Source organism: Anatilimnocola floriformis, from assembly GCF_024256385.1.
In the GTDB taxonomy this organism is placed as follows: domain Bacteria; phylum Planctomycetota; class Planctomycetia; order Pirellulales; family Pirellulaceae; genus Anatilimnocola; species Anatilimnocola floriformis.
The window spans coordinates 4,108,057-4,132,587 of sequence record NZ_JAMLFW010000001.1 but is presented as its reverse complement, the minus strand read 5'-3'; the positions used below and the strand labels follow the sequence as shown (position 1 = coordinate 4,132,587).

The 24,531-nt window shown below is 59.1% G+C and carries 19 protein-coding genes; 13 read left to right on the top strand and 6 right to left on the bottom strand.

Annotation, left to right across the window (positions count from 1 at the left end; genetic code table 11):
- Positions 1-291: 291 nt before the first annotated feature.
- Genes M9Q49_RS15880 through M9Q49_RS15850 form a run of 7 tightly spaced genes read left to right on the top strand, consistent with a single transcriptional unit; the run spans position 292 to position 7,083 of the window.
- Positions 292-1,389, top strand: a complete 1,098-nt coding sequence (locus M9Q49_RS15880) for an AAA family ATPase (RefSeq protein ID WP_254509782.1) — start codon at positions 292-294, stop codon at positions 1,387-1,389.
- A 14-nt stretch (positions 1,390-1,403) separates the two neighbouring features.
- Entirely contained in the window at positions 1,404-2,750 is a 1,347-nt protein-coding gene (locus tag M9Q49_RS15875; RefSeq protein WP_254509781.1) for a CpaF family protein, read from the top strand.
- A 2-nt stretch (positions 2,751-2,752) separates the two neighbouring features.
- Positions 2,753-3,709, top strand: coding sequence for a type II secretion system F family protein (locus tag M9Q49_RS15870; protein ID WP_254509780.1), 957 nt, complete (start codon positions 2,753-2,755; stop codon positions 3,707-3,709).
- An 18-nt stretch (positions 3,710-3,727) separates the two neighbouring features.
- The gene (locus tag M9Q49_RS15865; RefSeq protein ID WP_254509779.1) at positions 3,728-4,705 is read left to right on the top strand and encodes a type II secretion system F family protein; all 978 of its coding nucleotides are present in this window, start codon (positions 3,728-3,730) and stop codon (positions 4,703-4,705) included.
- Positions 4,705-5,130: a TadE/TadG family type IV pilus assembly protein gene (locus tag M9Q49_RS15860; RefSeq protein ID WP_254509778.1), complete on the top strand. Its 426-nt coding sequence runs from the start codon at positions 4,705-4,707 to the stop codon at positions 5,128-5,130. The genes M9Q49_RS15865 and M9Q49_RS15860 overlap by 1 nt, the downstream gene beginning before the upstream one ends.
- A gap of 11 nt (positions 5,131-5,141) precedes the next feature.
- The gene (locus M9Q49_RS15855; RefSeq protein ID WP_254509777.1) at positions 5,142-5,579 is read left to right on the top strand and encodes a TadE/TadG family type IV pilus assembly protein; all 438 of its coding nucleotides are present in this window, start codon (positions 5,142-5,144) and stop codon (positions 5,577-5,579) included.
- 10 nt (positions 5,580-5,589) lie between these two features.
- A complete protein-coding gene (locus M9Q49_RS15850; RefSeq protein WP_254509776.1) occupies positions 5,590-7,083 on the top strand; it encodes a TadE/TadG family type IV pilus assembly protein in 1,494 nt (497 codons plus the stop codon).
- 135 nt (positions 7,084-7,218) lie between these two features.
- Here the strand turns inward: M9Q49_RS15850 and M9Q49_RS15845 are convergent, their stop codons facing one another.
- On the bottom strand, positions 7,219-7,542 hold the full coding sequence (locus M9Q49_RS15845; protein ID WP_254509775.1) for an HU family DNA-binding protein: 324 nt from the start codon (positions 7,540-7,542) through the stop codon (positions 7,219-7,221).
- A 438-nt stretch (positions 7,543-7,980) separates the two neighbouring features.
- Between M9Q49_RS15845 and M9Q49_RS15840 the strand changes: the two genes are divergently transcribed.
- Together M9Q49_RS15840 and M9Q49_RS15835 are read left to right on the top strand one after the other, a co-directional pair.
- Positions 7,981-12,906 carry an outer membrane protein assembly factor BamB family protein gene (locus tag M9Q49_RS15840; protein ID WP_254509774.1) on the top strand — a complete coding sequence of 1,642 codons (4,926 nt, stop codon included), beginning with the start codon at positions 7,981-7,983 and terminating at the stop codon, positions 12,904-12,906.
- Positions 12,907-12,995: 89 nt separating this feature from the next.
- On the top strand, positions 12,996-13,823 hold the full coding sequence (locus tag M9Q49_RS15835; RefSeq protein ID WP_254509773.1) for a purine-nucleoside phosphorylase: 828 nt from the start codon (positions 12,996-12,998) through the stop codon (positions 13,821-13,823).
- A gap of 38 nt (positions 13,824-13,861) precedes the next feature.
- On the opposite strand, the gene M9Q49_RS15830 is transcribed toward M9Q49_RS15835, so the two are convergent.
- The 5 genes from M9Q49_RS15830 to M9Q49_RS15810 all read right to left on the bottom strand — a co-directional run bounded on the left by M9Q49_RS15830 (position 13,862) and on the right by M9Q49_RS15810 (position 18,361).
- Positions 13,862-14,644, bottom strand: a complete 783-nt coding sequence (locus tag M9Q49_RS15830; protein ID WP_254509772.1) for an alpha/beta fold hydrolase — start codon at positions 14,642-14,644, stop codon at positions 13,862-13,864.
- 99 nt (positions 14,645-14,743) lie between these two features.
- Positions 14,744-15,901, bottom strand: coding sequence for an LLM class flavin-dependent oxidoreductase (locus M9Q49_RS15825; protein WP_254509771.1), 1,158 nt, complete (start codon positions 15,899-15,901; stop codon positions 14,744-14,746).
- A gap of 321 nt (positions 15,902-16,222) precedes the next feature.
- On the bottom strand, positions 16,223-16,660 hold the full coding sequence (locus M9Q49_RS15820) for an SRPBCC family protein (RefSeq protein ID WP_254509769.1): 438 nt from the start codon (positions 16,658-16,660) through the stop codon (positions 16,223-16,225).
- The gene (locus M9Q49_RS15815) at positions 16,653-16,982 is read right to left on the bottom strand and encodes an ArsR/SmtB family transcription factor (RefSeq protein WP_254509767.1); all 330 of its coding nucleotides are present in this window, start codon (positions 16,980-16,982) and stop codon (positions 16,653-16,655) included. Before M9Q49_RS15815 ends, M9Q49_RS15820 begins: the two co-directional genes overlap by 8 nt.
- Positions 16,983-17,068: 86 nt before the next feature.
- Entirely contained in the window at positions 17,069-18,361 is a 1,293-nt protein-coding gene (locus M9Q49_RS15810; RefSeq protein ID WP_254509766.1) for a PQQ-binding-like beta-propeller repeat protein, read from the bottom strand.
- Between the two features lie 482 nt (positions 18,362-18,843).
- Here M9Q49_RS15810 and nuoH point away from each other — a divergent pair, with 482 nt between their 5' ends.
- The 4 genes from nuoH to M9Q49_RS35465 are packed head-to-tail and all read left to right on the top strand — an operon-like array spanning position 18,844 to position 24,530.
- Entirely contained in the window at positions 18,844-20,229 is a 1,386-nt protein-coding gene (gene nuoH / locus M9Q49_RS15805) for an NADH-quinone oxidoreductase subunit NuoH (protein WP_254509765.1), read from the top strand.
- The gene (locus M9Q49_RS15800; protein WP_254509764.1) at positions 20,226-21,329 is read left to right on the top strand and encodes an NADH-quinone oxidoreductase subunit J family protein; all 1,104 of its coding nucleotides are present in this window, start codon (positions 20,226-20,228) and stop codon (positions 21,327-21,329) included. The genes nuoH and M9Q49_RS15800 overlap by 4 nt, the downstream gene beginning before the upstream one ends.
- Before the next feature lie 4 nt (positions 21,330-21,333).
- Positions 21,334-21,669, top strand: coding sequence for an NADH-quinone oxidoreductase subunit NuoK (gene nuoK, locus M9Q49_RS15795; protein ID WP_254509763.1), 336 nt, complete (start codon positions 21,334-21,336; stop codon positions 21,667-21,669).
- Positions 21,669-24,530 carry an NADH-quinone oxidoreductase subunit 5 family protein gene (locus M9Q49_RS35465; RefSeq protein WP_261365061.1) on the top strand — a complete coding sequence of 954 codons (2,862 nt, stop codon included), beginning with the start codon at positions 21,669-21,671 and terminating at the stop codon, positions 24,528-24,530. Before nuoK ends, M9Q49_RS35465 begins: the two co-directional genes overlap by 1 nt.
- Position 24,531: the final 1 nt, after the last annotated feature.

Here is a 24,531-nt window from a genome sequence, read left to right as displayed (position 1 = left end):
CCTCCCAGCCTTCTTGTCCCGCCAGTCCGGGCCGTGGCAGCTCTTGTCAGCCCGGTAAGACTCTGTCAGTGAGCTAACGGCGACCGCGTGGGGCTGCTCCCCAATTGGCTACTCAAAAAACTACCAGCGGTAGGCGACTTACTACCTGAGTTGGCATGAGGCTGCCGTTTATTCAAACGCGCAATTGACATCGACTAGCGCGATTCTAAGTTTGCGCGGCTCGCTGAATCTGCCTTGCGGGCACGGTTCGGAGTCGGACAGAGTTCCATTTGCTTAAGGCGCGTGCGGAAGATGCAAGCCCTGATTGTTACCGAGAGCGAACCGCGAGCCCTGGTGCTCGCTGCCACGCTCACTCACTTGGGCGTGGATTGCCCGCGCTCGCAGATCGTCGGTCTGCAGCGAGCACTGGCTCTGCTGCGCGAGGGAAAATCGTTTCCTCTGCTCGTCGCCGATTGCCCCGAGCAGTACAGCGAAGCGATCAACCTGATTACGCAGTTACGGGCGGCGACAACCGTGCCCTTGGTCGCGGCTGGAAGCACATCACGCGTCAATGAAATTTTGAGCGTGCTGCGGGCCGGGGCCACCGATTACGTCGACCTGCAGGGAAATGTCGCAGCCGACCTGAAGCTGATTTTGACCCGCCTCCGCGCCGAGCAGGCGGGCCAGCATGGCCGCATGGTCTGTGTGCTGTCGAGCAGCGGTGGGTGCGGCGCGAGCAATCTCGCGGCGAATCTCGGCGCTGCCCTCGGCAACGGCAATGCGCCGGCCTGTCTCGTCGATCTGAACTTCCGCGGCGGTGATCTAGCGACGCTGCTGAATGTCCAGCCGCGGCACACCTTGGTTGACCTTTGCTGTCAGGGCCAGCCGCTCGACGAAGTTGTATTCCAACAAGCTTTGGTTCATTGTTCGCCAGCACTCAAGCTGCTGGCTGCTCCGCCGCTGCTGACGCGGTTCAATGGAATTGACCTGGATGCCGTGTGCGAAGTGCTCCGGATGGCCCGTAGCGCATTTCGGCAACTCGTCGTCGACTTGGAAGACACATCACACCCGGAACAATCGCACGCGATTCGCTGCTGTGACGAACTCCTCATCCTGCTGCGGCTCGATTTTCCCTGCCTGCTGCGGGCCAGGCGGATTCTCGATGAGCTGCAGCAGTCGGGGATCGATCCCGGCAAGATCCGGCTGATCGCCAGTCGCGTGGGCAGTGCCAAAGCCCTTTCGCAAAAACAAGTGATCGAAGCGCTCGGCCAGCCTGTGTATCACTGCCTGCCCGAGGACGAAAGCGTGATGCTGACTTCGATCAACGTCGGCAATCCTGCCGTGCTCGAAGCTCCCCGCGCCGCGATTTCGCGGGCCTACCGCAAGCTCGCCGAAATGATCGCCGCGTAACAAGGAAGCCAACCATGCAAACCAAAACACGCGTTGCCGATCTGCGGGAAAACTCTTCCGACATTGAGCAACGTTTCAGTCAGCTCAAACGAGATTTGCACCAGCGCTTGGTACAAAGCATCGATCTGACCGCGCTCCGCACGATGGAAGAGCAACAGCTCCGCCATGAATTCCGTAAAGGGGCCGAGGAACTCTGCCGGCAACGACCCGACTTGCTCGGCCTGGCCGAACGACGGCGATTGATCGATGAGCTGATCGATGAAACGCTGGGCCTTGGTCCACTCGAGACGCTACTGCGTGACCCCACGATCACCGATATTTTGATCAACGGCCCGCGGCAGGTGTTCGTCGAACGCCGCGGAAAGCTCGAAGCCGCCGGAGTGACGTTTCACAGCGATGAGCATCTACTGCAAGTGGTGCAGAAGATTGCCAGTCGCGTGGGACGGCGGATCGATGAATCGAGCCCGATGGTCGACGCTCGTTTGCCGGACGGCAGCCGCGTAAATGCAATCATCCGGCCGTTGGCGCTTGATGGGGCACTCGTTTCCATTCGTCGCTTTGGCGATCAGCCGCTGCGGCCGATCGATCTGCTCGAGAAGAACGCGCTGTCGCAGGAAATGCTGGCATTTCTCGCGGCGTGTATCGAAGCGCGACTGAACATTCTGATCTCCGGCGGCACGGGGAGCGGCAAGACGACGCTGCTCAACATGCTGTCGAGTTTCATCTCGGCGAATCAACGAATTGTGACAATTGAGGACGCCGCGGAACTCAAGCTGCAGCAGCCGCACGTCGCTCGTCTCGAAACACGTCCGGCCAATGCGGAGGGTCAAGGGGCAGTAGGACCACGCGAACTGCTAAAGAACGCACTCCGCATGCGGCCAGACCGAATCATTGTGGGTGAATGCCGAGGCGGTGAAACCCTCGACATGCTGCAAGCGATGAACACGGGTCACGACGGCAGCTTGACCACGGTCCACTCGAATAGCGCGCAGGACGCGCTCAGCCGATTGCAGATGCTCGTCGGTTTGTCGGGCAGCGAAATTCCCATGTGGTACATCGATCGGCAAATTGCCTCGGGTGTGCATCTGGTTGTGCATGTCGCTCGCTTGAGCGGCGGCATTCGCAAAATCGTGCAGATTTCCGAACTGCAATCGGCGCGCGATGGCCGCCTGGAAACGAACGATCTGTTTCGTTTTGAGCAAACAGGCGTGAACGAACAAGGCGAAGCTCAGGGAAGCTTTCGTCCTACGGGCGCCGTGCCGAAGTGTCTCGACCGCTTGCGATCATGCGGCCTGAATTTGAGTACTGCCTTCTTTCAGCCAATTGCTTCTGCGCCGGTCGGGCGGGGAGTGGAGGTGTAACGATGGGATCTTTTTCGATTGCCGCGCTGACCTTTGTCAGCGTCACGCTCTGCGTCGCTGGCGTGGCGATGTTGATCATCGATTTATTCTTTCGCGATCACTCGCGCATCCGCGAGCGAATGCAAGCCGCTTTCAACGATGAGATGCGCGATCGCGCGGAGCAATCGCCGCTGTTCAAGGATCTGCAACTCGCAGAACCCGACGAGCAGTTGAATGTCACCTCATTGCTGCTGCGATTACAAACGCTCTTCGATCAAGCCGGCCTGGCTTGGACGCCGATGCAGTTTGCGCTGGCGACATTCATCGGGCCCTGTCTCGCAATCATCATCACGATCGCCATCACGCGCAGCCCGGTGCTCTCGGGACTGGCAGCTGCCGCGGTTCTGCCGCTTCCTTTGGTTTATGTTTGCTGGCGGCGGCAACAGCGCCGTGCCAAGCTCTGTGCGCAGTTGCCCGATGCCTTTGATGTGATGAGCCGGGCGCTCCGAGCCGGGCAATCGATCTCCGGCGCATTCCAGGTGATCGCTGCGGATTTTCCCTCACCCATCAAGGACGAGTTCGCTTTCTGCTATGAGCAGCAGCATCTCGGCATTGCCCCTGAGGTTGCGCTGCGCGACATGGCGCGGCGGTCCGGGGTGATGGAACTGCAGATCTTCTTGGTGGCAATGATCGTGCACTTGCGGGTCGGCGGAAATCTTTCCGAACTGCTGGTCAAACTCTCGGCAATCCTGCGCAAACGAGCGCACATCGCGGGTCGCGTGAAAGCCCTGACCGGCGAAGGCCGCTTGCAAGCCGTGGTGCTCACCGCGCTGCCGATGGTTGTGTTTTGCGCCTTGTACATCTTGAATCGCGAGTACGCCCAGGTGTTGCTCGATCGACCTTGGCTGATCGGCGGTTGCCTGACGAGCCAGGGAATCGGCGGGGTATGCATTCACCGACTCACTCAGATTGATTTTTAACGGCAGGAGATTGTTCTCATGTTTTCCCAACTCGATCCGCTGCTGATGCAAGGCCTGGTCTACATCATCGTGACCGGCGCGCTGCTGGCGATTGTGTACTTCGTAGCCGATCACGACGGTCGCGTGCAAAACCGGCTCGCCGATCTGCGCACACAAGAACGCGAACGAGCAGACACCGTCGGCCAAGCCCGCGGCATGCTCAAGCTGCTGGTGCCGATCGTGCCGCATGTGACCGAGGTCTTATTGCCGAACGATGAGCAGACGCGCACGCGTCTGCAAGCGAGGTTGAGTCACGCGGGTATTTATTCCACCACAGCGCTCTCGACCTACTTCACCGTAAAGTTGCTGCTGATGGCGGGACCGCTCGCCGCCGGCATTCTGCTCGGCAGCTTGGGCGTGGTGAGCTTTTGGCCCGCGATATTTTTCGGCGGTTTGCTCGGCATGTGCGGCATCGTGGCCCCGAGCCTGTGGCTATCGCGCCGGCAAGCGCGACGGCATGCCACACTGCGTCGATCGTTGCCGGACTTTTTCGATTTGATCATGGCCTGCCTCGAAGGGGGCCTGACGATGCAAGCGGCGATCAAACAGGTTTCGGACGAGCTCGTGACAGCTCACCCCATCCTCGCCGGTGAATTGCTGCTCGTCAGCCGCGAAATGGAACTCGGCAGCACGCTCGAGGCAGCGCTGCATCACTTGGCCGAGCGGACCGCTCTCGAGGAACTGCGCACTGTTTGCACGTTCGTCTCTCAGGCCACCAAATTCGGCACGACGATGGCTGACGCAGTCGGTCAGTTAGCCATTGTTTTGCGCACCCAACGCGAACATCGCGCTGAAGAATTGGCGCAACAGGCCGCGGTGAAAATTCTCTTCCCGACTTTGCTGTTCATTTTTCCAACCGTGTTTGTCGTCCTCGCTGGTCCGGCGGCAATTCAGATTCGCGAAAGCCTGGCGAGCACCGACAAGCAGGCAAGCCTCGCTGAACAAAGGAAGCCGTAATGAATCGCCTGAAAAAGCTTCCACATCATCGGGGTGCAACCGCGACGGAGTTTGCCGTGGTGTTGCCGTTGCTGATCGTGCTCTGCTTGGTCGCCGTGGACCTGGGGCGGTTTGCTTTCGTCAGCATCGCGGTTGGCAATGCTTCGCGTGTTGGCGCTGAGTGGGGCGCGACGCATCGTCGCGACGACGCCACCGACAGCGAATGGCGAGCGCGCCTGGAAGATGCCATCGAAGAAGAGTTCCAAGCATTGGCCGATATCAACCCGGCGCTGCTGAATTCCACGGTCACACTGACCAACGACAGTTACTCGCTGCAACGGATCGAAGTCACTGCAGAGTATCCGTGGAACACGATCATCACCTGGCCGATAATTCCACGGCCGCTATTACTCCAACACAAATCCGTCATGCGCCGCTATCGCTAAGGAGTCCTGCCATGAAACGTCGTCAGCGCCGCGGAGCCGTTGCCGTAGAAAGCGCAATCATCCTTGGCGGTTTGTCGCTGCTGCTTCTCGGCATGCTCGAGCTTTCGTTGATGCTGCTGAATCACACCACGATGTCGGAAGGGGCCCGCCGCGTTGCGCGCGCCGCGATGGTTCGTGGTGATCGCAGCCCGACGCAAGTGTGGGGACCGACGAAACTCACTTTGAAAGCCAACGACAATCATGCTGCGGCAGAAGCGTTGCGGAGCATTCTTTGCGCCGTTCCCGCCGCCGACGTGCAACTCGAAATCGAATGGCTTGACGGTGACAACAGCGCCGGCGATCGCGTGCGAGTGACGGTGCAGCACACGCATAAACCGATTGTTCCGGCTTGGGGCTGGAACAGCGGATTGGTTCTCCGTGGCAGTTCGACGATGCAAATTGCTCATTAGCGAGGGACTTATGAAACGCCTGTTATCGGCCCGGCGACACCATCGTCGCGGCAAAGTGTTAGTGCTGCTGGCCATCTGCCTGCCGGCGATTTGCGGAATGATCGGCCTGGTCATCGACGGCGGACTGTTGTTCTCAAATGGTCGTCAGTTGCAGCACGCGACCGATTCGGCGGCGACGGCTGCGGCTATGGAAAAACGTTGGGGCAAGTCGAACGCGCAAGCACTCGCGGTGGCAGAGCAATTCATTCGTGAGCATCACGGGTTGGCAGATGCGACGGTGACGTTGTATTCGCCACCGATCAACGGTGAGTTTGTCGGCTCGTCGCGGCATCTGCAGATCATTGTCGAGCAACAGCAGCCGACGTTCTTCATGCGAATTCTCAATGGCCGTTCGGCGGAAACGATTTGCGGGCGCGCGACGGCTGGCTGGGAAGCTAGTTCGGTTCCCGCCGCGATCGTGGTGCTCGATCCAGGGCCGCCGCCGTTTGCAGTCAGCGCCATTCCGCCGCTCTTGCCGCCGCTGCCAGCGATTCTCGGCGGCTTGGAAGTGCTCGGACTCGGAAAGGTGGAGGTCGATGGCGCTGTTCACGTCAACACCGAGTGGGGCGGCGTGGATGAACATAACGAACTGATCGGCGAACCGGCGGGACTGCTCGGCTTGTCGAACGCCGTGTCGGCAACGCCACTGATCGCTCTGTCGCGTCTCAAAGCCCGCGAGTTGCGAGTGGTTGGCGGCGTCGATCGCGTCAATAACTACGGCAAGATGCGCAGCAGCGATCCAGCAGTGCTGCAAGCGGGGCGATTGCCGGTGCCGGATCCGTTTCGCAGCCTGCCAGTGCCAACGCTGGCGAGCGATCCCACCAATGTGAAAGCCACCAACTTCGGCGGCAAAACCATCATCGGTATTCCGCTGATTGGCCCAACCATCGTGTTGCAGCCGGGCGTGTACGACTACATCGAAGTGGTGGCAGGCAAGGTCTTGTTTCAGCCGGGCGTGTATATCATCCGCGGCAAAAATCCCCTCACGCTGCTGCCGCTGAAACTGCTCGTCGGCGAAATCACGGCGGAGGGCGTGATGTTCTATATCACCGACACCAATTCCTATTCACCATCAACTGGCGCACCCGATTGCTTCGACGGCGAAACCACGGCGCCCACGGCGGGCGTCGTCGGCACGATGGTTCCCGCCGCGGTCGTCAACATCGGGCTCCTGGGAAGCAAATTCACCGGCATCGATGATCCCGCGAGTCCCTACAACGGCATGCTCTTCTTCCAGCGCCGTCACGACCGTCGGCCGTTGGTCTTCGTGCAAGAAAACTTGCTCGGCAATGGCTCGATCCGCGGCAACGTCTATTCCAAATGGGGGCATACGATCCTGGCCGGCAAAGGCGATCTCGATTTGCGCTTCGTATCGGGCACGATGCGGATCGTGACGGTGCTCGATCTCAACTTGAAGCCCACGAGCTTCCTGCCGGCGGCGGAGGATGTTTATTTGGTGGAATAACAGTGGATTCGAGATAAGGACAGGAAACTCCACAAAAAAACTCCCGTCGCGAGCGGCCCTCGCGGCGGGAGTTTTCGATGCTTGCAGGCAAAACTGCTGACTGTCGCAGTTGCAGGTCGTCGTCGCGAATGACGATTAGACCATGCCCTTCAGGCCCTTCAGCGGGCGGACGCGAACGCTCTTCCGCGCCGGCTTGGCGGGGAAATCGCGCATTTGCTTGGTGAAGGGATCGATGCCCTTGCGAGCGGCCTTGGCGGGGATGTCTTTCCGCATGATCTTGGCCAGGCCTGGAATCTGGAACACGCCCGAGCCCTTCTTGCCCAAAGCCTTGCCGATTTCAGTCGTCAGGGCTTCGAACACCGAGGTGACCTGCTTCTTGGTCAGGCCCGTTGTTGTCGCGATGTTTGCAAAGACTTCCGACTTGCTGGCGGGTTTCGCCGTGGGGGCTTTTTTAGCCATCTGCTACCGACCTCCGTGGTGAGGCGCCCGTGAGAGGTTGCCTCGAAGACAATGAATAGTTTGTTCGTCCGCACTGCGATGTCCGCAGCGTGGATTTGCGGGCCAATTTGACGTGTACAGCGGAAAATGCAACTGGTCGAACCGCTAAAACCTCTTAAATTCCGCAAAATAATCGCATTCTCGCCGCTGAAGAGTCAAAAACAGCTTGTTTTTCGCACATTCATCACCACCAATACCACGCGATCCAATGCCGCATATTCAATACCTCTGGCGCATCTGCGTCGCACTTTGCCATGCCCGCGTAACAAGCCGGACGTTTCTTGCACTTCCGTTGCTTGCTCCTGGTAAGATATTTTGAGAAAACGAGTTGCGCCCGCGAGAGGTTGGCCTCGCCCCTTTCGCAGCTCCACTTTCCTGTCGCGAATAGGACGCGTATCGATGTTGCTAAATCGACGGATTGGTTGCCGCTGGTTGTTGTGCCTGGCAATGCTGTTGCTGGTGGCTGTTACGACCGCGCAGGCCCAGATCGACTCGGGGATTAGCAAAAATGACAACGGCAGTGTCATTCGCCCCGCTACCCGCGAATTGCGCCAGTTGCTCAATCGCGCTCGCAAGGCGCTCGATGAAGAGGACTATCCGGTTGCAGTGCAAGCTCTCGAAGAGTTGCTAACCGACTCCGCCCTCGACGATTATTTTCTCGCAGCGGCCGGCCAACCAGAGACGCAGGTCAGCGTAAAGGCCACCGCTAGTCAGTTGCTGGGCTCACTGCCGCCCGCTGCGCGGCAATTGTATGAAACGCAAGTTGGCCACGAAGCCCGCCGGAATTTAAACGAAGCGCTCCGCGATCGCGACGTACCCGCCGTGGCTGAAGTCGCGCGGCGGTTTGTGCACACCAAGGCCGGTTATGAAGCGACGTTTCTTCTCGGTCGCTTGGAACTCGATCAAGGCCGGGCGCTCGCAGCCGCGATTTTGCTGCAGCCGTTATGCGAACAAGCTCCAGCCCGCGACATGCTCGACCCCGAGTTGTCGGTGCTGACGGCGACTGCTTGGAGCTATGCGCAGCGACCCGACAAAGCTAACGAAGTGTTGATCGCGCTCAAGTGGCGAACACCAAAAGTAAAAGTCCGGCTGAAGGACGGCGAGCAATCGATCTTCGACAAAGAAGAAGACGCCATGAAGTGGCTACAGCTGATCGCCGGTCGCGGTCTGGCTCCGGCCGCGGCGGTGGCCAATCAGTGGGTGATGTTCCGCGGCGACGAAGCTCGCAATGCAGCCACTGCGGGTGGCATGCCACTCGTGATTTCCGAATGGTACTTTCCGACGACGAATGACCCCGATCTCGATAAGTGGGTCGGCAAATATGCTCGTACGCTACAAGACAAAGGCGAGACGATTGTCCCCGCGCTCCAGCCGCTGGCCGTGGCATCGATTAATAAAAAAGACAACAAGCGAGTGGACTACGTTGTGATTCGCTCGCCCGAAAAAGTCATGGGTGTATCGCTCAAGACCGGTCGCCGGATGTGGGTGTATCCACACGAAGATCGGATCACGAGCAATGCGGGCGCGCTCACAGCGGGCGCACAGCAGATTGCCGCGACCAAGGAAAATGCCGTCCGTCAGCGAATTTGGGAAGACAATCTCTACGGTCAGCTGAGCAGCGATAGTCAGCAGCTCTACCTGATCGACGATCTCGAATTCATGAACACGCAGAACATCAACACCACGCGCAACGTGTGGGTTGGTGCGCGGCAGCCGGTCGGTGTCCGCGGCAGCAACAAGCTGACCGCTCTCAATCTTCTCCGGCAAGGCGCACTCTGTTGGCAAGTCGGTGGCGACAGCGGCCACGACGATCCGAATCTGGCTGGAGCGTTCTTCTTGGGTGCGCCGGTCTCCGTTGCGGAAAAACTGTTCGCACTGGCCGAATTTAACGGCGAACTGCGACTGCTCTGCCTCTCGCCCCAAACGGGCAAGCTCGAATGGAAACAGCAACTCGGCAGTGTGCCCGATGAAACGCTGACCATTCGCTACGATGCCACGCGCCGGCTGGCGGCAGCTTCGCCCTCGTATGCCGATGGCGTGTTGATTTGTCCGACGTCGGCTGGCGCCGTTGTCGCTGTTGATCTGGGAACTCGGTCGCTCAAGTGGCATTACACGTATGAGCGCAACGACTTGTTGGGGCGTCCCAATCGCGGCGTGATCACTTCGTCGAATTTGAATAACAATCAACCGTCCGGCCGTTGGCTCGATTCGTCGGCCATCGTGGCCGATGGCTCGGTCATCGTCACGCCGGTGGAATCGCAGTTTTTGCACTGTGTCGATCTGCTGACCGGCAAGCCGAAGTGGGGGGCGCCGGTCAAGCGCGACGAATCACTTTTCGTCGCCTGCATTCACAAAGAAAAAATCATTCTCGTCGGCAAAAAGAACGTGCGAGCCATCTCCGTGAGCGACGGCACGGAAGCTTGGAAGGCGCCGGTTGAACTCGGTGGCGAAATCGCCTCAGGCCGCGGTTTCTACAACGGCACGCATTATTATCTGCCCACCACCGGCCAACAGCTCCTGAAGCTCGACCTCGATACCGGCAAGATCGCCGACAAGTCGCGCACCGAATTCACGCTCGGCAATCTCGTCAGTTTTGCCGGCGAGATGATCTCGATCGGCCACGATCAGATGTCAGCTTTTTATCTCGTCGAGCATATGCGGGCTCAGGTCGAAAAAGATCTCGCCGCCAATCCCACCGATGTGCGTGCTCTCGCGCGACTCGGCGAATTGCTGCTGACCGAAGGCAAAACCAACGAAGCTCTCACCAGCTTGCGGCAAGCCTTCAAAGCGCATCCCCACGAAGAACGCATTCGCGGATTACTCGCGCGCGTCATGCTGGTGCTGCTCCGCACGGATTTTGACAAACACCGCGAGCTGGTCGTGGAAGCCAAGGAGTTGATCGATCATCCCGCGCAGCGCCGTGAACTGCTGCGGCTGCAAGCCGTCGGCATGCACAAGGCTGGTCTCGTCGCGGAATCGCTCGAGGCATTCGTCACGCTCGCTGATGAGCTGCAAGCCGACGTCGGTTCCGACGACGGCAGCGCCCAGATGGAATATATCGACAGCAAATGGCAGGTACGCACCGGCCGTTGGCTGCAAGCGCGCTTGACCGAGCTTTACACCAGCAGCAGCGATGCCGACCGCACCAAGCTGCAGCAACGACTCGAGGAACGCCTGGCCGCTTGCCTGAAGGCCGACTCTCTTAAGGGCGCTCGTCGGTTTGTGGAAGTCTATGGCTTTCATCCGCTCGCCGATCGCGCTCGCTTGCTCATCGTGCAAAAACTACTGTTCGACAAGTCGTATCTCGAAGCGGAACTGCGAGCCGGCGATCTGCTCGATTCAGCAGACACCAATTATCGCGCGGCGGGATTGGCAGCGCTCGTCGAAACCTATGATCTGGTGCAACGCCCCTACCTGGCCGCCGAGAAATCAGCCGAGCTGGCTGCGTTTGTCGCGCGCCATCCGGTCGCTGCCGATCATCCTGCTTTTGCGCTGATCTCCAAGATCCAAAACGCCGGCACGCCTCGGACGATGCTGGCTCTTGATAGCTGGCCCGGCGGCCGCGCCCAGAAGGTAGAGGCAAGCTCCGAAAGTTCGCGACCGCGGACCTACATGAACAACTTCAGCGTGATGATGGCCGAGTTCACCGGCCCAGCACCTCGTGGCCTACGAGCGGTGTACGATCCGTCGCAACAAGCGCTGCAAGTCTTCGACAGCCAAGGAAAGACGATCGCTCAAGCACCGATCCGCCGCCAGGACGGTGTGTATCGACAAACCTACTCGATCCCTTACTCGGGCCTGGTTGGCCGCGCGACAGGACACATCATCACGGTGCACACCGGCGGTGAGATTCTCACGATCGACGCGCTGCGAGCCAATCGCGGCCCCGGCGAACCCATTTTGTGGCGCGCGGAAGTCGTGAATATGGATCCGCTGCAAATGGGCCGGGCTTATCCGCAATCGCGTCAGACTTCGAACCCGATCACGGGCTCGCGGACGATGGCTTTTGATCAATCGGCGCAAACCAACTATCAGCCGGGGCCGGTCACTCCCTTCGGCATTGTTTATCAGCGTTCCCGGCAACTCGTTTGTGCGGATCCGCTCACCGGCGAAACGCTGTGGGAACGCAGCGGCATTGACCCGGCTTGTGATCTGTTCGGCGACGACGAATACGTGTTCGCCGCGGCCCCCAATTCCGATCGCGCCACGGTCTTCAGCATGCGCGACGGTTCGCAGGTCGGCACACGCACAGTCAACCGCCCGAACAATCGCTTGGCCACCAACGGTCGGCGCGTTCTGTCGTTCGAGCAGGTCGGCGGCACGCTGCGACTCCGTTTGTTTGATGCTTGGAGCGAGCAGGATGATTTGTGGAAGCTCGAAACTCCCACCGGGGCCAAGGGACAGCTCCTCGACGGCCAAGAGTTTGCCATGCTGGAGACGAGCGGCAAGTTTACGGTGATCTCGCTGGTCACCGGCCAGCCGGTGGTGCAATCGCAACTGCAGCCCGAACCCACGCTCACCTCGGTGCATGTCTATCGTTCGCAAGAGCAATACACGGTGCTCGCCAATACGCCGATCGCCGAATCGGTGCCGGGCCTGGTAACGCAACCGCTGTCGGGCGGCGGCATGCCGGGGCAGCAAGCCCACGGCCGAGTCTATGCTCTCGATCGCGTGACGGGCAAGCAGCGCTGGCAAACGCCGGCGTTCATCGCCCAGCACGGCTTGCCCTTTGAACAGCCTGTCGATTCGCCGCTGCTGGTTTTCATCCGCAATCGCCGGGGAAACAACAGCGGCAACTGGACGGCGAATATCCTGTGTCTCGATAAACGAAACGGCGCCATTGCCTACGAAGGTGACATCGCCACCGCGCAAGCCAACATGTGTGAAGTTGCAGCCGATCTCGAAAAATCCATCGTGCAAGTCACCACCTGGGTTCAGCCCGGCACCATGCGGCTGACGACGATCAAACTGACCAATGATCCGCTCCCACCCATGCCGCCAGCTCAAACCGGCAATCTATCGAGCCTGCTCGCTGGGCAACCGCAGGGGACTTCGGTCGACGTGACCGATGGGCTCTTCAACTCCGGCCGCACGAAGACGGTGGATGATCCTTTTGCTCCTCAGCCCGGCGCCGGTGGCCAGCGAGTAATCATCGGCCCCAACGGTCGGCAGATTCAGATTCCGGCCGGTGTGCCGGCAGCCGATGTCGAGCGGATCAAAGAAGCCCTCAAGCGCGCCGGAGCGCCGCAGGCTCCCAACGCGCCAGCCCCGAACGGACCAGCGCCTCCCGCGCCGCGGCAGGAAGCCGAAGATCCGTTCAAGTAGCCTTAACCGCTGGCGAATTTTCTGAACTTGCGGTACCCTTGGCCCGTTGTTTTTGCGCTGGGTATTGAGAACAGGGTCGGGGAAATCACATGCAGGGTTTGTTTGCCAAAATCGAAGAAGCCACCGCCTTCATCCGTTCGAAGTGGAACAAAACGCCCCACGCGGGGATCATTCTGGGCACCGGGCTCGGCAGCCTGGTCGAGCAGATGCAGCAAGACGTCGCCATCGACTACGGCGACATTCCGCACTTCCCGCGCAGCACGGCTATCAGCCATCGCGGCCGGTTGATCTGCGGCACGCTCGGCGGCTTGCCGGTCATGGCGATGGAAGGCCGCTTCCACATGTACGAGGGCTATCCCCTCGACCTGATCACGCTTCCCGTTCGCGTCTTCAAGGCCATGGGCGCCAAGATGCTCGTCGTCTCGAACGCCTGCGGCGGCATGAATCCGTACTATAAGTGCGGCGACATCATGGTCATCGAAGACCAGATCAACCTGATGGGCGGCAATCCGCTGATCGGCGTCAACGACGACCGCCTCGGACCACGCTTTCCCGACATGAGCCAGCCCTACGACCGCGCTCTCGTCGATCGCGCCTTGAAGATCGGCCGGCAGCAAGACATCGTCGTCCACAAAGGCGTGTTTGTCGCTGTCAGCGGACCGAACCTCGAGACCCGCGCGGAATATCGCTTCCTGCGTTTGATTGGCGCCGATGTGGTGGGCATGTCGACCGTGCCAGAAGTGATCGTTGCAGTGCATGCCGGGCTGAAGGTCGTCGGCTTTTCGATCATCACCGACATGTGCTTTCCCGATTCGCTCGAACCTGCCGAAGTGCCGAAGATCATCGCCCATGCAAACGCCGCCGAGCCCAAGCTGCGAGCGCTGGTCATGGGCGTGTTGGCCGAAGAGAAGGCTTAGAGGGAGCAACTCGTCGCTACCCTCCTACCAACCACGAACTAAGAACTACTAACTAAGAATTCTTTCACCGCCGTCGCAAATTTCACCGGTTCCTCAAACGGCAGCATATGTGCCGAGCCGTCGAATACTTCCAGCTGCGCGCCGCGAATCCTGCTCGCCAAGAACTCCCCGTGCGGCAGCGGGATCAGCTTGTCGTGCCGGCCCCATAGGATTTTCGTCGGGCATTCGATGCGATGCAGATGGGCGGCGAGGCGAGGATTGTGTAGATACGGATTCCAGCCAACCCGCGCCGTCGCTTCGCGAGCGGCAAGCCACTGCAGGATCCGCCGATCTTCCAGGTCCATCGGCATCGCCAGCTTGATCACCGGATTGTTCGGATCCTTAAAGAGCAACGCCCGCAACTTCGCGAGGTCGTCGATAAACAGTTCCCCCATCGGCGAACCCGCCACGCGCACGCCCGCCGAGTTCACCAGGACCAGTTTGCTGACCAGCGCCGGCCGCAGAATGGCAAGTTCCATCCCCGTCCAGCCACCGAGCGAGAAGCCGACCACCGGCACATTCTTCAGCTTCAATTCGGCCAGCATGTCGACATAATGCCACGCATAATCGGTCACATCGCGAACTTCCTCGAGCCCTTTGGAATCCGCAAACCCCGGATGCGCCGGCAACAGCACTGTGAAGCTCCTCGACAGCTCTTCATGAAACGGCATCCACTCGGTTTCGCCCCCTGCCGAATGCAAATACAGCAACGGCGGCCCGCTGCCTCCTTCGGTGAGTTGGGTTTTCTTGCCAGCGATATTGATCGTTCGAGTGGAGGGCATGGAGGGAGAAAGTTTTGAGTTCTGAGTTTTGAGTTCTGAGACAAGAGGAGAGTTCGTTCAACAGCTTTCCTGTCTCAGAACTCAAATCAGCAGCAACGCCTAAACCGCAACGCCAATCCGCGTATCCAGCTTCTGCAGCGCCGGCATCACTTCCTGGGCAAAGATCGTCAGATTCTTCTTGGTCAATTCCGCCGGCAGCGTGCCGATTTGGAACAAGCCGAGGAGATTGCCGACGCCGAGCCGCTTCGCGTAATGCGCGAGCTTGTCGCGCACCGTTTCCGGGCTGCCGACGATCGCGTACGCGCCGTCTTCGATTTCTTTGCGGGTCTTTACGTTGATCAGGAACTGCTTCATCGCGCTGTGAATGCCGATCAGCGAGCGAGCGCTGGTGTAACCCGGCGGCAGCACGACCAGCCCCTTCAGCAGCTGCTGGGCAAAGTACATGAAGTGATGCTCGTACTCTTCCCAAGCCTGCGCGTCGGTCTCGGCGACGTAGATCGGGCAGAGCCAACCGAGTTGCTCGGGATCGCACTCATAGCCGTTCTTCTGGCAGCAGTCGCGGAACATGTCGAAGTTGCGTTGGAAGAAATCGACGTGAAAATACGGAATGCCCATGTACGCATATCGCCGCTGCGCGACGAACTCGATTGTCTCCTTGCTGCCGGCGCCGGGAATCCAGATGGGCGGATGCGGCTGCTGCAACGGCCGCGGCCAGGGGTTCACATATTTCAGCTTCCAATACTCGCCATAATGCTCAAACGGCCCCGGCTCGGTCCAAGCCCGCACGACCAGGTCGAGAGCTTCGTTGTACATGGCCCGCGCGTGCGTCGGGTTCATCGAAAAGCTGTAGTACTCCGGCCCACCGCCCACGACGAGCCCCGCGATCAGCCGACCGCCGCTGATCACGTCGATCATGGCGAACTCCTCGGCCACCCGCGTCGGCGGGTTGTACAGCGGCAACGCATTGCCGATGACCGCGATCTTGCAGCGCTTGGTCTGCCGCGCCAGGATCGAGCCCATCAAGTTCGGGCTCGGCATCGTTCCATACGCGTTCTGGTGATGCTCATTCACACACACGCCGTCAAAACCCAGCTCATCGGCCAGGCACAGCTCATCCAAAAAGCGGTTGTACAGCGTGTGGCCATGCTTGGGGTCATACAGCGAGTTCGGCAGCCAAGTCCAAGCCGACTCATACTTCTCGCCAAAGTCCGCCGGCAGCCGATCCCAAGGCATGAGGTGAAACGCAAAACACTTCATTACTGCTGACTCCCGTTGCCCTGCCCAACCGCCGAATTACTGCCCTTGCCAGTGTGCCTGAAGCCGTCCATGACAGCAAGGCTCAAAAGCCCTTTCCCGGTCGCGGGGGGCCTTCCAATCGTAACCGCTCTCCTATCTCCCGGATAACCGATTGCGCTGGAGCCCCCCTTTCGTACCCCGTGAATATAACAGGTGATACGATTTGTTGAAATTATCGCAAGTCATTGTTGGATTTGATGTTGTGGTTCATTTCGGAAGCAATTTCGCCTGCGGAATATAACACTTTATTGCCACTAAAATGGGTGGTCCAATATTGGCTTGTTAGCAGGGCCGAGGAACCAAAACGCTGCCGCCTTCGAGCAGGCTCTTCAGGTTCGACAGCACCGCGGGCCAGCCGCCGCTGATGCCGGAGAGGAACTTTTCGTCGTTCGGATCGAGTTCGTCGTGGACGAGCGTTAGCTTCACCACGCCGCCGTTGGGTTCGAGAGTGAAAGTGACTCGCGAGACGTGAGCAGCACCGCCGGCCACACGAAAGTCGTAGGAGAGGACGCGTGGCGGATCGAACTGCAGGACTTTGCCTTGCCAGTCCTTTTCGGCGACGCCGGTGAAGATGGTGAGGGGCGAGCCGACTTTCCAATCCGATTGAATGCGGCTGCCGAACCAGTATTTTTCGGTGAACTCGGCGCTCGTCAGAGCGGGCCAGAGTTTCTCGGGCGTGGTGGCGATGTAGGTGACGTAGACGAACTTCGGCTTACTCATCTGGCTTTCGCTCCAGCTGTTGTTTGAGTTGATGCAGCGCGTCGAGCCGATTCCGTTCGAATTTGGCGATCCAGCGCACCGAGATTTCATGCAGCGGCACTGGGTTGAGGTAGTGCAGCTTTTCTCGGCCCTGCCAGACGGTGGCCACCAGATTGGCGTCTTCCAAAATGGCGAGATGCTTGGTGACGGCTTGCCTCGTCATGCTCATCTTTTCGCACAAGGTTCCCAAGGTCTGCCCGTTGTCTGCGTGCAGACGGTCGAGCAGCTCTCGGCGAGTGGAATCGGCTAGCGCTTTGAACACCTTATCGATATCGACCGTCATCGGCACAATTATGCAACCAAAAGGTTGCGTGTCAAGCATTGTAATTCAGGCGAAGAAATTCGTGCCGAGCGAACTGCCTTGAGAAATCAGTTCTTTACCTTCAAGCAGACAATCTCTTTGTCATCGCGCAGGTAAAGCAAGCCGTTGGCGAGCGACGGCGCTTGGCGGGTCGCGCCGGAGAGGACTGTGGCGCGACCGATTTCCTCGTAGGCTTTTGGCGATGCGCGAGCGATGATGAATTCGCCTTTCATCGTCGAGATCAGCAGCTTGCCATCGGCGGCGATCATGTTTCCCTTGCCGAAGCGAGGTTGTTGCCAGGCGACTTGGCCGGTTTCGGCGCTGATGCAGGTGAGATGCGAGATCGGCCCGGCGCCGCCGACGTTATCGAAGCCGTACAGGTGATTGTCGAGCAGGATCGCTGTTTGCCATTCGTTCCGCAGCACGCTTTTGGGGCCCTGCGACGACCAGACTTCGCTGGCTTCGAGGCCGTCGCTGGTCTTTTTCAAATCGAGCAGCACGCAGCCGTGATTTTCGCCGGAGGAGACGAAGACCTTGTCTTTCCAGGCAATCGGGCTGGCGATGTTGCAGCCGAAATCGGTCTCATAGGGAAACCGCCAGAGCGAAGCGCCGCTGCCGGTCGCCAAGCCCATCACCGCGCCTCCCGTGAAAGCCACGATCTGCTCGCGGCCGCCGATGCTCAGCACGGTCGGCGAGGAATAGCCGGCAGGATCGCTGCCGGTTTTCCAAATCAGCTTGCCCGAGCCGACGTCGAACGCCGCGACCGAGCCGTTCGTCGCGCCGACCGAAACAATCACTTGATCGTCGACCACCAGCGGCGAGCACGCCATTCCATAATCGGCTTGCGGGGTGTTCAGTTCGCTCAGCAGGTTCTTCGACCATAGCAGCTTGCCGTCGGCGAGGTTGACGGCAGCGAGAATTCCTTCGCCCGAAAACACAAACACTCGCTCACCGGCAATCGTCGGCGTGGCCCGCGTGCCGTTTCCCATCTGATTTTTGTAGGCGGGAGCAATCGGGCAAAGCCATTGCTCGGTGCCTTGATCGGCAGAGAGGGCGGCAACTTGCTGCTGACCGCCACGCTCGATCATCGTGATCACGCGTCCGCGACTGATGGCCAAGCCAGACATTCCCACGCCGCCCGGTTTTCGCCAAACTTCGCGGGGGCCACCAGTGGGCCATTTGTCGAGCAGGCCGGTCTCGGCCGAGATGCCGTTTCGCCGCGGGCCTAGGAACTGCGGCCAATCGAACTTCCCTGCGGGTGCAGTTTGCGAGGCGGCTTCGAGCGTGCTACTCCAACCGCTCGCCGCACAGCCACCGAGCACGAACGAAATCTGGCCCAACCAGCAACGACGCGAAATCATGAGCGGCTCCTTCTCTGGCGAAAAAAGGCGTTTCCTGCAGCCAATGGTAGGGGATCGCGGCAGCGGCAATCAATCACGAGAATGTAACATGCCGTAAAGCGGCGACTTGGGAGCGGAAATCGTTCGCTGAACGGACTTGCCCAAATGTGTTGAATAGGCCGTAACTTCGGCAAATGTCGGCCCCGAGCAGCTACTTCAAAAAGTAGAGGTCAGCCTCGATATTCCGGCAGAGGGCGCAGGGCCGTCATTAATTTCTACTCAAAAATGCCCGCTCGGGGGCTTGTCGATGCGGCGGCCCTTGTGCCATATTTCACGATCTTTCCGGGAGACCCAGGGCTAGCAACGGTGCGCAACCCCAGGGACAGATCGGAAGTTCCAATGCAGAAACGACTTTTGCACGGCAGGTGAGTTCGCTCGCCCACCGAGTACTACCGGTAAAAAGCCGGTTTGGAACGACGCGGAAACCGCAGGACAAGACCTCTGTGGCACAGTTCATTAATAGTTGTCTGGACTGGTTTTTTAAGCTGTTCGGCTCGTCCGTCGGCCCAGAAAGCCTGCTGGGATACGGGCTCGCCGCCATCGTTCATATCGCCCTGTTGATTCAGGTCGTCGCCGTTGGCGCGCTGATCTTCATCTGGCTCGAACGTAAAGTCGCCGGCCGCATTCAAGACCGCCTTGGTCCCACTCGCGTCGGTGGCAAGTTCGGCTGGCTGCAAACCTTGGCGGACGGCATCAAGCTGATCACCAAAGAAGATCTCACGCCCAAAGATGCGGACGTGATGCTCTTCAAGCTCGCTCCGTATATCAGCTTCGCGGCCGGTTTCACCGCATATATGGTGTTGCCGTTTGCCAATGGCTGGTCGGCATCGGAAGTAAATGTCGGCGTCTTCTTCTTCGTGGCGATTCTCGGCCTCGAAGTGTTCGGCGTGATCCTCGCCGGTTATGCCTCGGGCTCGAAGTGGTCGCTGTTCGGCGGCATGCGTGAAGCGGCTCAGGTCGTGAGCTATGAAGTGCCGATGGGCATGTGCATCGTTATTCCGGTGTTAATCGCCGGTACGATGAACCTGACGACGATCGGTAATCAGCAAGACGGCTGGTTCTCGAATTGGCTGATTTTTCACGATCCGGCCACCTTCATTGTGTTCTGGGTCTACTTCACCTGTGCCATCGCCAGCGTGAATCGAGCCCCGTTCGACTTGGCCGAAGCAGAAAGCGAACTCGTGGCCGGTTTCCATACGGAATACTCCGGTCTGCGTTGGTCGTTCTTCTTCATGGCCGAATACGGCTCGATGTTCTCGGTCAGCGTGCTGGCCTCGATCCTGTTCTTCGGCGCGTGGAATGGTCCATTCCCGATCTTTACCGAGATCTTGCCGTCGATCACTGGTTTGGAGTGGGCCTACAAGCCCGGCGAAACCGATTGGCGAATCCTGGGCTTCGTCTCGCAGGTGGCTGGCGTGCACAACGTGCTGCTGAAGGCCACGATCGGTGTGACGGTGATGATGTGGGTTCGCTGGACTCTGCCTCGGCTCCGCATCGATCAGGTTTTGACGACTTGCTTGAAGTACTGCGTTCCACTGGGCGCGGTCTGCTTTATCGGTGCCACGTTCTGGCAATTGCTTGCTTTGCCTTCGCTCAACGAAGCTGCTCCTGGTCCGCAGCAATACACTTGGAAAGAACCGGAATTGCCCGCTGGTGCCAAAAAGAGCAGCGGCTTGAAGAAAGCCAGTACTCGTGTGGCCTGGATTGGTCGGGCTGGTGTGCGTGAAGGTTGGGTGGTGCCTGGCGCTGCTCCCTCGGTCGCTCGTCCGGCTGAAGCCAAGCCAGCTGAAAAAGTAACTGCAGCCGTCTCGCAGGAGGCTGCACGATGATGAACCCACTGATGACGAATCTGCTGGCCGCTCAAATGGTGAATTGGCATTCGTTCACGTTTTTGTTTTTCGCGCTGTTGGCATGCGGCTTTGGTGCTGCGGTGTTGGCGACAAGCAACGTGGTGCGGATGGCCTTTTATCTGACGCTGTCGCTGGGTGCGACGGCTGGTTTGTTCTTTCTCGCCGGGGCTGAGTTCGTCGGCGCGATGCAACTAATGATCTATGTCGGCGGCACGCTCGTGCTGCTGATCTTCGGTGTGATGCTCACCGCGCAAGAACGCTTCATCAACATGAAGACGGGTGCCGGTGAATGGGTGACTGGCCTGATCGTCGGCGGCACCTTGCTGGTGTTGCTCGTTCGCACGGCTTTCAGCATTCCGAGCTGGACGACTGGTCCCACGACTGTGGTCGATGGCAAGGAAACAGCAGCGGTGATTGCTCCGTTCGAATCGCGGACGAGCACAAAGATTGGCTTGGCACTGTCTGGCGTTCGGGTCGACAAGCCTGAAGTAGCCGATCCTGTTCGCCGTCAGGGAATGGTTGGCTACTTGCTGCCGTTCGTGATTATCTCGATGCACTTGTTGACGGTGCTCATCGGCGCGGGCTACATGGCCCGTACGAAGAAAGTTCGGACCGGCCGAGTGCTCGAAGCGCCGGCGCGAGCGGTTCCTGCCAATCGCAAGTTTCCGTTCATGGTCAAGGTTGGCATCATCAAGGGCTTTGTGATCAACGCCTTCCTGGTGATTACGCTGGTGGCCGCGCTGGCACGCAAGATCGTGCTGCCGACCGAAGGTCAATTCGGCGAATGGTCGCAAGCATTTTTGGCCAAGGTTTATGCTTTGCCGGGTTGGGTTTTGCCCGCCTTGGTTCTGACTCTTATTGTCAATTTGCTCCTGCTGTTTGTCGTGCTCAACTGGCAAAAGTGGGGTGTGGTTGGTTTGCTCATCGTGCCGCTCATCCAGTTCATGTTCATGGTGAACGGCAACGTTTCGCCACTCGTGGCGGGCGGGGTTGCGGCAGTGATGTTGATTCCGGCAGTGGCCCTGGCGCTGCTTTGTGCGTTTGGCTCGCGTCCGACCGTTTGGTCGCAGATGGAATAGGGATATGAATCCGCTGGTCGATCCAGTTTCCGTATCGCACTACCTGGCCGTTGGCGCGGTCTTGTTCGTGCTCGGTGTCATTTGCATGGCAACCAAGCGCAATGCGCTGGGCGTGCTGATGGGCATCGAGTTGGTGTTGAACGGGGCGAATATCAACTTCGTCGCTTTCGGCAGCAAGTTTTTGCGGAACGATACGCTCGGCCTGGATGGCGAGTTAATGGCGTTGTTTGTGATTGTGTTGGCGGCAGCGGAAGCAGCCGTGGCACTCGCGATCGCGCTGAACTTTTACAACAACCATGCGACGATTGACGTCGACCATGCAGATGAGTTGAAGGGCTAATGGACGTCCTCCCAAAATTGCTCGCGGCGGCCGTGCTCTTGCCACTGGCCTCGTTCGTCGTGATCCTGATCGGCGCGACTTGGTTCAACGTGCGCAAAGGCGGCGCGTACATTGCCACTGGCGCCATCATTGGCGCGGCGGTGTTGTCGTTCGTCTCGCTGTTCCTGGTCTGGCTGCCGAAGCACTTTCCGGCGCCGGCCCACCACGGCGAATCGCACGCAGCGGCGACCGACGACCACACTCATTCGCATGATGGTGAGTCGCACTCGCATGACGATGCCAAGCCAGCTGACCATGCGAAAGATGAGCATGGCCATGATGACCACGGCCACGATGCCCATCACTCGACCAATGTGCCTGCCGTCACCGGCGAGTACTACACGCTGGGCCAGTTCGGCAGCCTGCGATTGGTCATCAGCTATTACATCGATTCGCTGACGCTCACCATGTTCTGCATGGTGACGCTCATTGCCTCGTGCATTCACTTCTACGCCATCGGTTACATGCACGATGAGTTGCATGACATTACCGATCACGAAGTAACCACTTCGGACGGCAAGCATTTGCATCGTCCGGGGCGGTTCCCGCGGTTCTTTCAAGCCCTGTCGCTGTTCTGCTTTAGCATGCTCGGCCTGGTCCTCAGCGGCAACATCGCAATGGTGTTCTGCTTCTGGGAACTCGTGGGCATTTGCTCGTACTTCCTGATCGGCTTTTATGTCGAACGGAAGAGTGCTTCGACGGCTGCTAATAAGGCGTTCATCGTCAATCGCGTCGGCGACTTCGGCATGATCATCGGCCTGTTGGCCATTTGGTCGAGCCTGGGAACGTTCGCCTTTGGCGACATCGACCGCAACGGCGAAAAGGGAATTCAAACCGAAGAGCGAGGCTTGTTCTCGCTGGTTCGCCCTGAAGAAAATCACAATCAGCTGACCGTGCCCGATGGTATGGTGATCGCCGATGCTCAAGAGAAGGTCGCTGAGATTGCCGTCGATCGCGCTGGCATGCGAAACGGCGATGTGAACACGATCGCTGAAATCAAAGCTCACCACCTCGATAAATGGCGGGCCGAAGGGTTTGGCTATTGGCTGCTGGTAGTCGCAGGCGTCGGTATTTTCTGCGGATGCGTTGGTAAGAGTGCTCAGTTTCCGCTGCACGTCTGGTTGCCGGACGCGATGGAAGGCCCGACCCCGGTTTCCGCGCTCGTCCACTCGGCGACGATGGTGGCCGCCGGCGTGTATCTCGTCGGCCGCTTCTTTCCCGTGTTCGTGCCGGAAGTTCTTCTGGTGATCGCCACGATTGGCGGCATCACGCTGTTTATGGCCGCGACGATTGCGATCACGGCGACTGACATTAAGCGAGTTCTCGCTTATTCGACGGTCAGCCAACTCGGTTACATGATGTTGTCTCTCGGCGTCGGCGGTTGGAAAGCCGGCCTGATGCACTTGGTGACGCATGCGTTTTTCAAGAGTCTCTTGTTCATGTGTTCGGGCTCCGTCATTCACGCGGTGCACACGAACGACATGCGAAAGATGGGCGGCCTGCTGAAGAAGATGCCGGTCACTGCCATCACGATGCTCATCGGCTGCCTGGCGATTGCCGGTGTCGGTGTGCCGTTCCTGGTCGGTTTCAGCGGCTACTACTCGAAGGATATGATCCTCGAACAAGCCCTGTCCTTCCGAATTGCCAATCCCGCCGTGCCATGGTCGGGCGTGTTCTTCGTCGCTGCTGCCGGTGGTGCTGCGATCACGGCGTTCTACATGTTCCGCATGTGGTACATGACGTTCGTCGGCAAGCCCCGTGACAAGCACGCGTATGATCATGCTCACGAGTCGCCCCCGGTGATGTACGTGCCGCTGGTCATCCTCAGCGTCTTTGCGATTGCGGTCGCCTGGAATATCAGCCTGCTCGGTTATGCGTTGATCGCCGGCACGTTCTTCATCGCCAAGGGCATGAAGGATGGTTGGTTCAAGTCGGCTGGTGGACACGACCACGCTCATGACGATCACGGACACGGCCACGATTCGCATGACACCCATAGTCACGATTCGCATGGTCATGACGCTCACGCTCACGACACACACAAAGCTCACGATCACCACGATAGCCACGGCCATGACGATCATCACGCTCACGATCACGGCGGCGGTTTGACGCTGACTTGGTCTTGGGTGGGAATCATGCTCGCTACGACGTTGATCGTCGGCACGCTGGCGATTCCGATGTTCTCGCGGCTTGGCAATTCGGTGAGCGGTTTGACGCTCGACGGTCTGCTGTCGCAATCGGAACCGTTGGGCCTCGGCACGAGCATGGCGGGCAAATGGACGAAGGCGACCTGGCCGACCGAGCACATTGCTCACGACCCGGCCAACTTCGGATCGATCGTCGCTCCGGCTACGTTGCTCGCGACTGGCACCTGGCTTGGTGGCATTGGTCTGGCCACGCTGATGTATGGCCTTGGATACCTGAACGCTGAAGATGTCCGTCGGCAGTTCTCGCCGATCTACAGCTTCCTGGTGAATAAGTGGTGGTTCGACGAGTTGTACGACTTCATTTTCGTGCGACCGACGCTCCTCATCGGCCGTGTGATTTCCGGCATCGATAAGAATTGGATCGATGGATTTATCGACTGGCTGTCGCGAGCCGTTGTTTGGTTCTCAAAGAAGTGGGAACTGATTGCCGATCGTGGCATCGTCGATGGCAGCATCAACATTTTCGCTGGTTGGATGTACTCGGCGGGCCTTAGCCTGCGGAGCGTTCAAACTGGCTTGTTGCGTCAGTATGTGGTGTTCATCGTAGTGGGCGCGATCGCGGTGTTCGTGATCATCAGCTTTTTCTGGACCCCGCTTCTGATCGCCAAGTAAA

Excerpts from the sequence above, each read along its gene's own strand:
- M9Q49_RS15880 (WP_254509782.1), top strand. The coding sequence starts at position 292 with ATGCAAGCCCTGATTGTTACCGAGAGCGAACCGCGAGCCCTGGTGCTC.
- M9Q49_RS15875 (WP_254509781.1), top strand. The coding sequence starts at position 1,404 with ATGCAAACCAAAACACGCGTTGCCGATCTGCGGGAAAACTCTTCCGAC.
- M9Q49_RS15870 (WP_254509780.1), top strand. The coding sequence starts at position 2,753 with ATGGGATCTTTTTCGATTGCCGCGCTGACCTTTGTCAGCGTCACGCTC.
- M9Q49_RS15865 (WP_254509779.1), top strand. The coding sequence starts at position 3,728 with ATGTTTTCCCAACTCGATCCGCTGCTGATGCAAGGCCTGGTCTACATC.
- M9Q49_RS15860 (WP_254509778.1), top strand. The coding sequence starts at position 4,705 with ATGAATCGCCTGAAAAAGCTTCCACATCATCGGGGTGCAACCGCGACG.
- M9Q49_RS15855 (WP_254509777.1), top strand. The coding sequence starts at position 5,142 with ATGAAACGTCGTCAGCGCCGCGGAGCCGTTGCCGTAGAAAGCGCAATC.
- M9Q49_RS15850 (WP_254509776.1), top strand. The coding sequence starts at position 5,590 with ATGAAACGCCTGTTATCGGCCCGGCGACACCATCGTCGCGGCAAAGTG.
- M9Q49_RS15845 (WP_254509775.1), bottom strand. The coding sequence starts at position 7,542 with ATGGCTAAAAAAGCCCCCACGGCGAAACCCGCCAGCAAGTCGGAAGTC.
- M9Q49_RS15840 (WP_254509774.1), top strand. The coding sequence starts at position 7,981 with ATGTTGCTAAATCGACGGATTGGTTGCCGCTGGTTGTTGTGCCTGGCA.
- M9Q49_RS15835 (WP_254509773.1), top strand. The coding sequence starts at position 12,996 with ATGCAGGGTTTGTTTGCCAAAATCGAAGAAGCCACCGCCTTCATCCGT.
- M9Q49_RS15830 (WP_254509772.1), bottom strand. The coding sequence starts at position 14,644 with ATGCCCTCCACTCGAACGATCAATATCGCTGGCAAGAAAACCCAACTC.
- M9Q49_RS15825 (WP_254509771.1), bottom strand. The coding sequence starts at position 15,901 with ATGAAGTGTTTTGCGTTTCACCTCATGCCTTGGGATCGGCTGCCGGCG.
- M9Q49_RS15820 (WP_254509769.1), bottom strand. The coding sequence starts at position 16,660 with ATGAGTAAGCCGAAGTTCGTCTACGTCACCTACATCGCCACCACGCCC.
- M9Q49_RS15815 (WP_254509767.1), bottom strand. The coding sequence starts at position 16,982 with ATGACGGTCGATATCGATAAGGTGTTCAAAGCGCTAGCCGATTCCACT.
- M9Q49_RS15810 (WP_254509766.1), bottom strand. The coding sequence starts at position 18,361 with ATGATTTCGCGTCGTTGCTGGTTGGGCCAGATTTCGTTCGTGCTCGGT.
- M9Q49_RS15800 (WP_254509764.1), top strand. The coding sequence starts at position 20,226 with ATGATGAACCCACTGATGACGAATCTGCTGGCCGCTCAAATGGTGAAT.
- nuoK (WP_254509763.1), top strand. The coding sequence starts at position 21,334 with ATGAATCCGCTGGTCGATCCAGTTTCCGTATCGCACTACCTGGCCGTT.
- M9Q49_RS35465 (WP_261365061.1), top strand. The coding sequence starts at position 21,669 with ATGGACGTCCTCCCAAAATTGCTCGCGGCGGCCGTGCTCTTGCCACTG.